General features: G+C 48.9%; 12 protein-coding genes and 1 pseudogene. 8 read left to right on the top strand and 5 right to left on the bottom strand.

Annotated elements, in window-relative coordinates:
* The first annotated feature begins 32 nt into the window (after positions 1 to 32).
* Entirely contained in the window at positions 33 to 197 is a 165-nt protein-coding gene (locus BTA35_RS18185; protein ID WP_202931146.1) for a hypothetical protein, read from the top strand.
* Positions 198 to 271: 74 nt separating this feature from the next.
* Here BTA35_RS18185 and BTA35_RS01090 read toward each other — a convergent pair whose 3' ends face one another.
* The 4 genes from BTA35_RS01090 to BTA35_RS01080 form a co-directional block, all read right to left on the bottom strand.
* On the bottom strand, positions 272 to 1,537 hold the full coding sequence (locus tag BTA35_RS01090) for a BaiN/RdsA family NAD(P)/FAD-dependent oxidoreductase (RefSeq protein WP_077242582.1): 1,266 nt from the start codon (positions 1,535 to 1,537) through the stop codon (positions 272 to 274).
* 80 nt (positions 1,538 to 1,617) lie between these two features.
* Entirely contained in the window at positions 1,618 to 1,788 is a 171-nt protein-coding gene (locus BTA35_RS17865; protein WP_160054864.1) for a hypothetical protein, read from the bottom strand.
* A 159-nt stretch (positions 1,789 to 1,947) separates the two neighbouring features.
* Positions 1,948 to 3,267, bottom strand: a complete 1,320-nt coding sequence (locus BTA35_RS01085) for a DUF3095 domain-containing protein (RefSeq protein ID WP_077242581.1) — start codon at positions 3,265 to 3,267, stop codon at positions 1,948 to 1,950.
* A gap of 39 nt (positions 3,268 to 3,306) precedes the next feature.
* Complete coding sequence (locus tag BTA35_RS01080; protein WP_077242580.1) at positions 3,307 to 4,455, bottom strand: asparaginase; 1,149 nt, start codon at positions 4,453 to 4,455, stop codon at positions 3,307 to 3,309.
* 253 nt (positions 4,456 to 4,708) lie between these two features.
* Between BTA35_RS01080 and BTA35_RS01075 the strand changes: the two genes are divergently transcribed.
* Positions 4,709 to 5,470 (top strand): 5-oxoprolinase subunit PxpA, encoded by a 762-nt coding sequence (locus tag BTA35_RS01075; RefSeq protein ID WP_077242579.1) that lies wholly within the window; start codon positions 4,709 to 4,711, stop codon positions 5,468 to 5,470.
* A 101-nt stretch (positions 5,471 to 5,571) separates the two neighbouring features.
* On the top strand, positions 5,572 to 7,311 hold the full coding sequence (gene pxpB / locus BTA35_RS01070) for a 5-oxoprolinase subunit PxpB (RefSeq protein WP_077242578.1): 1,740 nt from the start codon (positions 5,572 to 5,574) through the stop codon (positions 7,309 to 7,311).
* A gap of 17 nt (positions 7,312 to 7,328) precedes the next feature.
* Here pxpB and BTA35_RS01065 read toward each other — a convergent pair whose 3' ends face one another.
* The gene (locus tag BTA35_RS01065; protein ID WP_077242577.1) at positions 7,329 to 7,568 is read right to left on the bottom strand and encodes a hypothetical protein; all 240 of its coding nucleotides are present in this window, start codon (positions 7,566 to 7,568) and stop codon (positions 7,329 to 7,331) included.
* A gap of 124 nt (positions 7,569 to 7,692) precedes the next feature.
* Between BTA35_RS01065 and BTA35_RS17860 the strand changes: the two genes are divergently transcribed.
* The 5 genes and pseudogenes from BTA35_RS17860 (at position 7,693) to BTA35_RS01040 (ending at position 12,707) form a co-directional block, all read left to right on the top strand.
* Positions 7,693 to 8,874, top strand: a complete 1,182-nt coding sequence (locus BTA35_RS17860) for a CobW family GTP-binding protein (protein ID WP_077242576.1) — start codon at positions 7,693 to 7,695, stop codon at positions 8,872 to 8,874.
* A 303-nt stretch (positions 8,875 to 9,177) separates the two neighbouring features.
* Positions 9,178 to 9,498: pseudogene (locus BTA35_RS01055) on the top strand (transposase); the annotation flags it as partial.
* A gap of 250 nt (positions 9,499 to 9,748) precedes the next feature.
* Positions 9,749 to 10,849, top strand: coding sequence for an SIR2 family protein (locus tag BTA35_RS01050; protein WP_160054861.1), 1,101 nt, complete (start codon positions 9,749 to 9,751; stop codon positions 10,847 to 10,849).
* 162 nt (positions 10,850 to 11,011) lie between these two features.
* Entirely contained in the window at positions 11,012 to 11,329 is a 318-nt protein-coding gene (locus BTA35_RS01045; RefSeq protein ID WP_077242574.1) for a transposase, read from the top strand.
* Between the two features lie 232 nt (positions 11,330 to 11,561).
* Entirely contained in the window at positions 11,562 to 12,707 is a 1,146-nt protein-coding gene (locus BTA35_RS01040; protein WP_077242573.1) for a hypothetical protein, read from the top strand.
* Positions 12,708 to 12,819: the final 112 nt, after the last annotated feature.

Raw genomic sequence — 12,819 nt, 5'->3', positions numbered from 1 at the left:
TAATGAAGACGTAGTTAATTGGAGAGAAAACGATGATTCGCAGATCCCCGAATGCAAAAGTATCGGTATCAAAAGCCTGTATTCAACGCTCTGTTGCCAGCTCCAGTGCTATTGAAATTAATGAGCGTACAGAGGTTATTGAAAAGCGACTGCGTTCCGGAAACCGTCGGTTTACTAACCTGACGCTTGCTTCCTGATACATCATATCGGCTCATGATAAGGCTCTCTTGCCGGATATTTTCAGAATCGTCATAGAGCCGTATACATAACCTTAAACCACTTCCCCGGCGACCCACCCTGAACTCCATGCCCACTGGAAGTTAAAGCCACCCAGGTGGCCGGAGACATCCACCACTTCACCAATAAAGTAGAGGCCGGGGGCTTTTTTCGCTTCCATGGTTTTGGAGGAGAGCTCGTCAGTATCGATGCCGCCCAGGGTTACCTCTGCCGTACGGTAGCCTTCAGTACCGGAAATTTTTGGCTGCCAGCGATGCACCTTGTTGGCGATCTCTTCAATTTTTACATTGCTCAGTTCACTTATGGTGGTGTTATCAAACCAGTGTTCGCACAGGGCTTTGGCCAGGCGTGCAGGTAAGTGCTCACCAAGGATTGTCTTTAGCTCTGCTTTGGGGCGGGTCTGACGTAGTTCTTTCAGGTGCTCGTTCAGATCAAGTCCCGGAATCAGGTCGATCTCAAGGGTATCGCCGGACTGCCAGTAGGAGGAGATCTGTAGTACTGCAGGGCCACTCAGGCCACGGTGGGTAAAGAGCAGACTGCCGTTAAAGCTCATACCTTCCCGGGGTTTGCCCTTATCGTTTTTGCTGCCCTTGGCAGGCTCACAGCTCAGCAACGCAGGCGTGCTGAGCCCGGACAGGGGTTCGGTCAGCTCTTTTTCTTCTGGTTGCAGTGTAAAAGGCACCAGTGCTGCGGAGCGGGGCAGTACTGTCAGACCAAATTGTTCAGCGACCTGATAACCAAAGCCTGAAGCTCCCATGGTGGGCATAGAAAGGCCGCCGGAAGCGATAACCAGTGACTGGCAGTGCAGTGTTTCTTTCAGCCCGTTTTGCTCTACGGTCAGTTGATAACGGTAAGGCGCAGCGGTATCCGGCAGAGGGGTGATCTGCTGAACGTCTGTTTTCAGACGAAGTCGGGCACCGGCATCTGCGACTTCCTGTAGCATCATATCCAGAATCGCCTTGGATTTATTATCCGAGAAAAGCTGACCCTCTTCCTTTTCGTGGTAGGGCAGACCGTGCTTGTCCACCAATGCGATAAAATCCCATTGGGTATAGCGGCTCAGGGCCGATTTGCAGAAATGAGGGTTGCGTGAGAGGTAGCGGTTTGGTTCAACATAATAATTTGTGAAGTTACAGCGACCTCCACCGGATACCATAATCTTGTTGCCGGCTTTGCGGGCATGGTCGAGTACCAGTACACCGCGTTGGCGCTGTCCGGCGCTGATGGCGCACATTAGGCCAGCCGCACCGGCTCCAATAATAATCACATCATGCTGTTGATGTTTTGGCTGTTGTTGCATTACTCGCTACCCCATTTTGCAGAGGGCGAACTCTAGTGAAATGCCGGGGTACTGTAAAGCGGGCGAAGGGTATTTTTCCGTTACTCCTGATTCGGTAACGGGTAATGCTGACGATAGCTTTCTGCCAACTCATTGAGGCGGAACAGATCGGTCAGGCTATTTACCTCGGTAACGGCCATCAGGCAGCGGACACCTTCTAATAGATCATTACTTTGCCATTGCTGTAGCGCTTTGAATTCTTCTTCGGTCATGTTGGCTTCCTGCTCAGAACGTTGTGTGGGTAACTATTCCATATAAATAAGGTGGTTAAACCGGACTTTACGCCGGGCTATAGCGGGATGCAACAGAAACAAAGTATGGCCATTGATTGGCCATAGGTACGGGGTGTTTCTATCAGGTACGGGGTGTTTCTATATCGGTGCATCATGGATTGCCGTTGTCTTTATGTCATGTGATGTTTTCCGTTGCCGTTTCAGGTGGGTAGCGGCAAGGGCATAACCACCATCGGCACCATCGACAAAATGGAAATGGTCTGTACCATGCTGAAATACCAGACAGGTTAACAGTGCTGCCTCTGATGTGCTGATACCGTAGTGCAGCACCCCTGCGCTCTGTCGTTCTTTCAGCCAGTTTTCCAGTTGTTCTCGTTGTTGTGGCGTGCCTGCCATTACCATGCGCAGCATATTATCGAATTTACGGTGATCTGAGTGGCGGATCATATCTTCTTTATAACCACCCCAGTTATAGCCCTTAATAACGATATTACTGGCCATCATGATACGGGCCATGATAGCAATAAACCGGATTTTTAAGGCGTAACCCAGTTTGTAGAGCCGGCTTTTTCCAGCACTATAGAGTAGCGTTTCCGTGCGTAGCTTCTCATTGGAGAAGGTTATCTGCATCCGGTTGGCCTGTAGCGGGTGATGCTGATCCCGGTCGCCATATATTTCAATGATTTTACTCAGTGTATCCTGATACAGCTGACTTTGCTGATCCAGAGTTTCACATTGGCTTTCCACCAGCAGAGAAACTGTCTCCTCCCGGGGGCTGGGAATGCGATCCCATCGACATTGCAGGCCGGAGAAATCAGCTTCAGCAGGAATTGAATCCGCAATCGCATACTTTTCAGGGTCTTTTTTCAGCCAAATTTCTGCTTCGGTCATGCCGCTACCGGCAAATGCGGCCTGAAAGGCATGCTGGCTGACCTGCATCTTACTGATCAGCAGTTCATGGCCTGCTGCCCGCAGGTCGGATACGGCGACAAAGCCCGTGCGCAGCTCCAGGTTGTAAGCTTCTGTAGAGACTTTCTGAGTCCCCTTGAGGGCAGCCAGAGCGGCATCCAAATAACAGGGAGGGATACAAAAGGAGGCCCCGTCACCGCCAAAGACATAAGGAATATGCTCACGGCTTTGAGCCGCCGGAACCGCTGCCATATCTCCGGCTGTTGCAGAGGATTGCGGTGCCTGGCAGGTAGCAGAGATCACCTGCTCGCAGGCATTTAATACCGCAATAATACAGCTGGCACCCAAGGTATTCACATCCTGGTAGCGATTATTCAGAATGGCACCGGTGGAGTTCACCACATCGGCTACCAGCACATACCAGTTATCCGGTACTGGCTGATAGGCATCAAGGTTCAGCAGCAGAGAAAAGTCGGTAACAGCTGGCAAGTCCCGGTAAAAAACGGTATTTGGAGTTTCAGCGGTACTTTTGGTGTCGTGTTCCGGCATTATTCCCTTCTCTCTTGAGTTGGCTCAGTATGACACTGGCTATACGCTACACTCGGCATAATGGTTTCGATTAAATGCTTCTTTTACCTGTTTGTTGCTCAGATTACTGCAGAGCAGAAGTGTGAGCTTACTGAAGGCGGCTTCACAGGTCAGATCATAACCGCTGATAATACCAGCCTCGCTGAGGGCGGAACCCGCAGCATAGCTCATGCTAACAGAGCCTTCAGGGCATTGACTGCGATTGACAATGATAATGCCACGGTCTGTGGCTGCTTTAAATGCACTCAGCAGTGGCTGATTCAAATCCGGGGCATTACCGCTGCCGTAACTTTCCAGAATAACGCCTTTAACAGGGGCTGCCAGCAGGCTTGCGATCTGCTGAGATTGAATGCCGGGCCAGAGTTTCAGTATGACCACCTGAGGAATATCATGTATCGCGTCAGTGCTGATCTGCGGGAAATTGATATCCGGTGTGGGCTTCAGCTCTGCAGCCATTTGAGCAGAAGCCGACCAGCTCAGTTTGCCTTCCGAGCAAGTGCCTAAAGCGGGCAGGTTGATGCAGTCAAATCCCTGTGCTGAGTGGGTACTGACTTTGCTGGCCCTGTTGCCCTGAAGTATTTTGCCGCCAAACACGATGACTCCAGCATTGTGTGCCATCGGCTGATTGATCAGGCTGCTCGCCACCAGCAGAGAGGCTTCCACATTGCTCAGTGCATCGCTGGCTTCTTTCTCCAGTGGATATTGAGACCCCGTAACGATACAGGGAAGATTCTGTGGTAGCAGAAAACTCAGGGCAGAGGCGGTATAAGCCAGTGTATCCGTGCCGTGCAAAATGATAAACGCCTGATAGCGCCTGGAATGGTGACGGATCAAACGGTTCAGGTCTAACCAATCCCCGGGCGTTGCGTTTGAGCTGTCGATCAGCTGGGGTAAGGTCAGAAGATCAAAGGCGGGCAGTGTCCGTCGCCGTTTTTCCGGTAGAGTTTGCAATTGATTCAGCAGGCGTTCAGCCATATTGCCACCGGGTATCAGGCCCTTGTCGCTGCCGACCATTCCGATGGTGCCACCGGTATAAATCATGGCGATGGTATTGTGAGCGCCTTCAGTGGCGGCCGCTGAGGTGATGGATACAGGGTCAACCGCTGTGACTGTCGCTGTGACGGGAGGAGTCGGTTCCGTTGTCGGCATGGGAGGGTCACCTCAAAAGGTTTAAGTCCGGAAATAAAGGTTGAGAGATCGCCCTGGCTTCAGATGAATACCTCCTGTGGCAGGGCCCGGATCGACCCAGGGTTCAGGTCATAAATCCGACAGGGTATAATCTAACTGTGTTAAGGTGAAAAGTGTAATAAAAACAGCGCTTTTAATGGGCCGCTGGCGTAGTCTGGTGTGAGTTTCTTCCTTTCCGGTGCAGGATAACCGCATTGACTTAACAGGCAGAAATATGAAGCTTAATTGTGATCTGGGCGAAAGCTTTGGTAACTGGTCTGCAGGAATGGATCAGGACGTGATGCCCCATATTGATATGGCAAATATCGCCTGCGGTTTTCACGCAGCAGACCCCTTGATTATGCAGCGTACTGTAGCCCTTGCTAAACAGCATGGTGTCAGAGTCGGCGCGCATCCGGCCTACCCAGATCTGGTGGGTTTTGGTCGTCGTAGTCTTGCCTGCTCTTTTGATGAAATTTACAGCATGGTGCTCTATCAGCTGGGAGCACTGCAGGGAATCTGCCAGTCCCAGGGGCAAAGCGTCAGTTACGTTAAGCCCCACGGTGCCCTGTATAACGACATGATGCAGCAGCCTGATGTTTTGCGGGCTATTTTGCAGGCGGTGGCTGACTTTACGCCGAGGGAGAGCCTTACAGGTGCTGACCCGCTACCGGTATTGGTCATGGCAACGGCAGACAACACCCAACAAGAGCAGCTGGCCGCCGCCGTAGGTATTCCTCTTATGTTTGAAGCCTTTGCTGATCGTGCTTATGACGAGCAAGGCCGCTTAGTGAGCCGTCGTATACTTGGCGCTGTTTACCATGATCCTCAGCAGGTGGTACAACAGGCTCTGGCTATTGCTCAGGGGTATGAAGTTTCGACTTTGACACCAGATGTTAATGTCCTTCTTAAGGCTGATACCCTATGTGTACACGGGGACAATGATGCGTCTTTGCAGGCGGTAAAAGCGATTCGCCGGGCACTGAACGCGCGTTAAGTAATGTTTATGATGATGGGTGACGGAGCCGTCTTTCTGATCCGGCTCTGTAGCTATTTGCATGACCAGAACCACGAGAAACAACCGGAACTGATAACCCCATGGTGCGTATTGAAACAGCCTCTACTGACAGTCTGATACTCTATTTTGCCGCTCGACCCAGTGCTCAGCTTAGTGCCCGCATCGCCCAGGCTTGTGAAAAGATTCGGGGACTGACCGGTATAACCGATTTGATTCCGGCTTATACAACGGTTCTGGTCACCTTTGATCTGCTGCAGACGGATGCGGCAAAGCTCAGATTCCAGCTTGATGCCCTGCTGGAGCCCCTGGCGGAACATTGGGCGAATAACCCCTCGGAAGCCATCAGAGCAGGCCGGCAGATTTCGATTCCCGTTTACTATCACCCCGAGGTGGCACCGGACCTGGAAGCACTGGCACAGAGCAGAGGCTTAACTCCCGACGAGGTCATTCAGCGACATAGCCGTAAAGCTTATCGGGTCGCCGCCATCGGATTTGCTCCCGGTTTTGCCTATCTGGGGGATGTCGATGCGTCCATTCAGGCTCCCCGTCATGCCACTCCACGCCTTAGTGTTGCTAAAGGCTCCGTTGCGATTGCGGGTACGCAAACGGCGGTATATCCGCTGGAATCCCCCGGCGGCTGGAATATTATTGGCCGAACACCCCAGGGGATGATCGATCGTTCCCTGCCGGATCTGACCCCTTTAGCTCCGGGGGATTCGGTACGTTTTGAACCTATCAGCCGGGAGCAGTTTCTGGCGCTGGGTGGTGTCCTTGATACCGATACTGATGCTGTCCCGGATCAAAAAATGCAGCCAGATGCGGCTCAGGTCAAAAACAGTGATAAAAGCGCTGATCTTAGCTCAGGCCTGAAAGCGGGCTTTACCGTGATTCATCCGGGGTTGATGTCCCAGTTACAGGATGCCGGACGTATCGGTTTTCAGCATGTTGGCCTGACCACCGGTGGGCCACTGGATGAACATGCTTTTCTCTGGGGTAACCATCTGTTGAAAAACCCCTGGAATGCTCCGGCCGTGGAGGTCAGCTTTGGTGGCCTCAAACTGCAGGCCCAGGTGGATACTCTGATTGCGGTCACCGGAGCAGATCTCGCACCGACTTTGAATGGTCAGCCCGTGGCGAATTGGCAGGTGATTCCTGTGCGGGCAGGTGATCGGCTGGAATTTGGCTACCCCCGTTCCGGCACGCGGGCTTATCTGGCGGTGAAGGGCGGCTTCCAGGTTAAGCCGTGTTTTGGCAGTGTCGCTACGGTTCAGCGAGAGCAGATGGGAGGGCTGACCGGAGAGGGCAAACTGCTGAACTTTGGTGATTGTCTGCCTTGTGACGAGCAGGAACACCGCAAAGATCCTCAATTGCAGAAACTGATCGGCAAGCGGGTCAGTAACAATTATCTGCCGGATTACTCCGAAAATCTGGTGCTGCGGGTGATTGCCGGTTATCAGTATAATCAGTTTCCGGCGGAGCAGCTGGAGCGCTTCTTCAGTGAGGAATATCAGATTTCACCGGACAGTGACCGTATGGGAGTACGTCTGCAGGGTACACCGATTAAAGCGCTGCAGTCAGGTATCACCTCTGAAGGTATTGCACTGGGGGCGATTCAGGTGCCACCGGATGGTCAGCCCATCGTGTTGATGCGTGACCGCCAGACCATTGGTGGCTACCCCAAGCTAGGTTGCGTTTATCCACCGGATACCGGTCAGCTGGCCCAGCGTCACCCCAATACCAAAGTGCGCTTTGAGCTTATGTCATGCCATGGCGCACAGCAGGATCTGATGCGCTTTTATCGATACTTCCGTAAGGCTTAAAAGGTGATGGCCGCAGCCTACAGATCCAATGCTGGCTGGGCTAATTCATGGCCATATGCCTGATTTAGCAGGTGTTCCATCGCTTTCAGATCCAGCTCTACCTGGTACTCCTTGCCATTAATCAGTTCCAGAGAGCAGGATAGCTCATCTTCGGCGGTGATCTGCAGAATATGATCTGCATGAATCAGGTGGTGGATCACATCATTGCCAAGAGTGATCGGCAGGCGTAAAAAAGGGTTCCGGCTGGAGCGACGCATAAGAGCACCTGTTTAACGATACTGAGTTTCATGGGTGATCCGGCAGACATTTAAAATGTTATGTTGTAACATTTTTAGGATTACACTATTTATCGGCAGCCCGGCTGTCTTGCAGGAGTTCCCCTTGAGCCTAACACAGTCCCCATCCTCTAACGCTACGGGTGATAAAAAATCCCGTAAAATGATCCCTACTCATCTGATTACCGGCTTTTTAGGGGTGGGTAAAACCACGGCTATTCGTAACCTGCTGGCGCAAAAACCGGAACATGAGCAATGGGTCGTTATCGTGAATGAGTTTGGCCAGATTGGCATCGACCAGGCGGCCTACCCGGAAACCGGCCCAGGGGCGGAAAGTGGTGATGGTGGCCTTAAAGTTCAGGAGTTACCCGGCGGTTGTATCTGTTGCAGTCTGGGGGTTGTTCTCTCGGCAACGCTGGTGAAGCTGATTCGGTTGTACAAGCCGGATCGTCTGATTATCGAACCGACCGGTATTGGTCATCCGGCGGGCATTATTGACACCTTAACCAGTGAGACCTTTGCCCCGGTACTGGATCTTCGGGCCGTGATCTGCCTGGTTGACCCACGGGCGATTGAAGATCGCCGCGTGCAGGAGAATGAGATCTTTCAGGATCAGCTCAGTCTGTCGGATATTCTGGTACTGAATAAAACCGATCTGGCGACCACAGAGCAAACCACCCGTTTTGAACAGGCCGCTCTGGGTATGTTCCCACCCAAACAGCTTGTGGTTCGGGCCCGGCAGGGGCAGATCGACCTGGATCTGTTGGCCCTCAGCCGTGACGGCGTGTTTTATCAGCAGGAGCTGACGGGCCATCATCATCACGACCACGACCACGACCACGACCACGACCACGACCACGACCACGACCACGATCACGATCACGATCACGATCATGGGCATCACCACCATCATCACCAACCGACCGGGACGACACCGGATACCTTTGCTGCCGACGCCCTGCAAAAAGTACAACCGGGACAACCGGTTCAGTTATCGGGTGAAGGTGCAGGGGTTTATACCATCGGTTGGCTGTTCCATCCGCAGGATCAGTTTGATGAAGCCAAACTGGTCAGCTGGATGGATACCATCCCCAACCTGCTCCGCCTGAAAGCCGTGTACCGGGTGCGTGATCAGTGGCAGTTCTATAACCGGGTTGGCAGCGAATCCGACCGCTTCCCCATCGCCTACCGACGGGATTCACGTTTTGAGCTGATCAGCCCTCAGTCGTTTGATGACGTCGATGCGTTAGAGGCGGGGTTAAAGGCGTGTCTTAAAGGCGCGGACTGACTCCGCTTGAATTGACTCATTTCCATGTAGGTCGGCATAAGCGCCGTGGGCGCGCCATCCGACTTTTTGCCCGGTTTACCAGCACGGCGAAATTGGATAATCTGCAAATTCAATACATTATGGAAACCGCGCCTGTTCTTTTTTAAGAACACAGGCGCACGGTTATTGGCGCAGATGCGCATGCGCGTTTAGCAGGGAAGCAGTCAGATCAGAAAATGGATTTGTCCCTTTCTAATCAAAATCTTTCCTCAATTTTTGGCGGTATATTGAAATCGGCAAAACGCGCATGCCTATGATTAAAATGATGCCAAGGCATTTAAGTCAGGGCGACAACTTTCGGCGTGGTTGGGGATTGTACCCAAGCAGTATTCCAGTGGAGGAAAGCAGACACTACAAGGTATCAGCAAACGTGGTGATGCGTATCTGAGGCGACTTCTTATTCATGGGGCAAGAGCGGTTATCCGCCATTCAAAGCCCGGTAGTCCTTGGTATAGCTGGATACAGAGTTTGGAAAGCCGAATGCACAAAAACAAAGTGATTGTGGCATTGGCGAATAAGTTAGCGCGGATAGCCTGGGCATTGTTAGCCAAAGGCGTTCGTTATCAAAGAGTAGAGGAAGCCTGATTTTGCGCAGGTAGTATCAAAGATGACACGACAGGTTGAACCGTGATCTGGACATTCTGGCCCTAACATCGTTCCGATATGAGAACGCTAAAATGATTAGAACCAGATCAGCGAAGCTCATCAGGGAATTAGGGCGAACGCCCGATTAAAATCCGAATAGATGGCTGCAAACCTTTTTATGTTATCGGAAATTACTTGCCAAAATAGGGGCGTCCATAGATGTTATAAATTTTCAAACTCGGGAGTCTTAGTGGAGTTATTAAATAAGTCATTTGATGGCAAAAATCCGAATTATAAAGGTCATTTAGCATCAAGTTCTTGGACGCTATGTGTAGGTGCTGGCATTTCATTTTCTCTTGTTCCTACTTGGTATGACTTAACTAGAAATGTTGTAAATGATGCATTTGGATGGAACTGCACTTCGAGTGAGTTTGATAACATAGCTGACGCCACGAAATGGTCATTGGACTCTTTACTTCAAGGTGCGTCTAATCAACTTGAAATAACTGGTTCAGGTAAGGATGCTTTTTATGACTTGCTAGAGAAGCACCTCTATAGTGATTTAATGAACCAAATGGGAAGCTCATTTCTAAAAAATGCCTTAGCGAAAGGCTTATCTAAGCCAAGAAATTTAAATAAAGATGAAACGTTAGCTTTAGTGGATTTTTTTGATACTAATTACTCGGACTCTACATTAAATCAATTAGCTGAAGTTTTAAGTAAAGCTCATGATAAAGACCGACTCCCGTTATCAATTATTAACTTTAATGCTGATACTTTGCTACATATGCTTGTTGAAATAAAGCATATAGCAAGAAACAATAACGGAGGTTCATGGAATCAACCCGCAGCACAATTTGTAAAATCTTTTCGAGGAGTAGAAACTTCCTCTAGAAATGTCGTGCCAATACATCATTGTCATGGAGCCATAAGCCCTAAAGGTTCAAAAGGTAAAAAGACCAATGATTCTAGGCAGAATTTAGTTTTCCGAGAAAGCGAATATTTAGAAATAGCAGGTAATGCGTCAACTTGGGCTCAAACATTGTGCTTGTATCATGCTCAAAACTCAAAGTTCTTAATAATTGGTCATTCACTTTCAGATCCAAATATTAGAAAATGGCTTGCATGGAGTCATCAAAATAACCTCAAAGAGTTATCTCAGTTAATGCCTAATCAAACAGGGAGCAACCCAGCAGTAAGTCCAAGGCATATCTGGATTCATTTAAAACCAAGTGACCCCAAACAACAAGAGTTGATGGAAATATCACTTCTACATATTGGTGTTAGGATTTGTTGGATTAACACATGGACAGATGTAGAAAGTACGTTGAATAACTTATTGGCACTATAAATTTATAACAAATCATTTCAGCAGGACAAAAAACAGCTGGTTTTTGCTCGTGCCTCGCTAATTTTAACCAGCTATTTTATTGCCTCTGAATGAGGCGTTCAGGCTGTAGAAAAACCTCCCGAACTATGGTCTGATCGGGCATTTGGAATGCAGGAGGCGGTGATGGCTCGATTCAAGCACTACGACTACAACCAAACGTCGATGGTGGTGATCAATTATCAGGATCAGTTGCAGCTGGGTGCTTTTGGGGATGCACTGCCTTTTTATAAAGAGGCTGAAAAGCTGGATCTTTTCGCGTTTCGCCAGCCTTATAAGAATGATAGCGAAGTTCTCCCAGCCTACGATCCAGCCATTTTGCTGAAAATCATCCTGTTTGCTTATTCCAAAGGTATCACCTCCAGCCAAGATATTCAGTGGCAACTTTATTGCCTGGTGCATAATGTAGAAAAACTGGCAAAATACGGACATCTCAGCCAGTAAAACAGAGTTAATACAGCTTTAGAACAGGCACTGAAAGCAGCATGAATCGAGCTTACAGACAGCCAAAGCTTAAAAAGGCAGGAAAACACAGAATAAACAAATGATGGCCGATAAAACCGGTCATCGAAAATAAACAACAGAAAACGAGCTGCTGCGAGAAAAGCTGGCTGAAAACAGGTTTTTCTACAGGCTCGTTAGCCATCAAATAATCTGAGATACCGAGAGAATGAGAATGGAAACTGAATCTCCAAGTAATACACTCGATAGAGTTGACCAAATAGCAAGGCAAGCAGATAAATACGTAACCGATCTAAAAAATTTTTTAAAAGGAAAGAAGGTCACTGCTAAAGTTCAAGAGCTCATGAATACATTTGATGCTAGATATAGTGATTATATAAATGCATTGGAGTCTGGAGCTGATTATGATCGAGTCACGAAGTCGGCTTCTCATTTGTCTGTATATTTGTCGGCAATAAGTAATGGCTTAAAAAATAGCTCATCTGCTGATGATAATTTAAGAGAAATGACTAGCAGGCTTTCTAGCCTGTCTAAATCACTAAAGGAATGTATTGAGGATAGAGAAGTAACATTTTCAGGGTCTGATCGCAAAGAGATTGAAGATAATTCAAAACGTAGCCTTCCCGATACTCAGGTATTACGCAAAAATATTGAAATTTTACAGGGACAACTTCAAGACTCTGAAGATCGTCATGAGAAAAGACAATTAACACTATCTAAAAGATTAGAGGACATTCAATCTTCAATAGACACGATTGAAGAAGATGTTCAGTCTCGACTAGAGGCTGTGGATGCGCTCTATTCTGGTGCTAAAGAAGAGTTAGAGAAGAAACAAAAAGGGGTAGACGACCTACTTGGAACTATTTCAGCGAGTGTTATTGCTGGAGACTATGACACGAGTGCAACATCAGAAAAGAAAATGGCAGACTGGCTACGGGCTGGTTCTTTAGGTTGTATGGTTATTATTGCGGTAATCGTTGGTTTGTCTTTATATGAAACAACAACTGATGCCTTCAAATGGGAGAACTCATTATTTCGATTGGTCTTTACGTTTCTCTTAACTATTCCAGCGGCATATTTGGCGCGTGAATCTGCAAAGCATCGGCAGCAGCAGTATGCCCACTTACAAACTTCTCTAGACTTAAAGGCTATCACTCCCTACTTGGCCTCATTACCTATTGAAGAACAGCATAGACTTAAATCAGAAATTGCTAATAGACTATTTGCTCCCAAAGATTACTCATCAGACGCCAATGATGCGTACCCAATAAACAGTCAAGAAATTCTTATGAAGTTACTAGACAAGCTAGAATTCAAATCCAGTAGTAGGGGAGATGCAGGCACCGATAAACATGGCTAACAAGTGGCAGCAGCCGGAACATTTTTCCGCTCTTTTGTCGCTCCAAAACGCCCGCTGTGCCAAGCGTTCAGGCTGTAGAAAAACCTCCCGAACAATGATCTGGTCGGGTTTT

The organism is Oceanospirillum linum (assembly GCF_001995095.2).
Taxonomy (GTDB): Bacteria; Pseudomonadota; Gammaproteobacteria; order Pseudomonadales; family Halomonadaceae; genus Oceanospirillum; species Oceanospirillum linum.
Note: the sequence above shows the minus strand (reverse complement) of the source record. Positions and strands in the feature narration are given on the sequence as shown.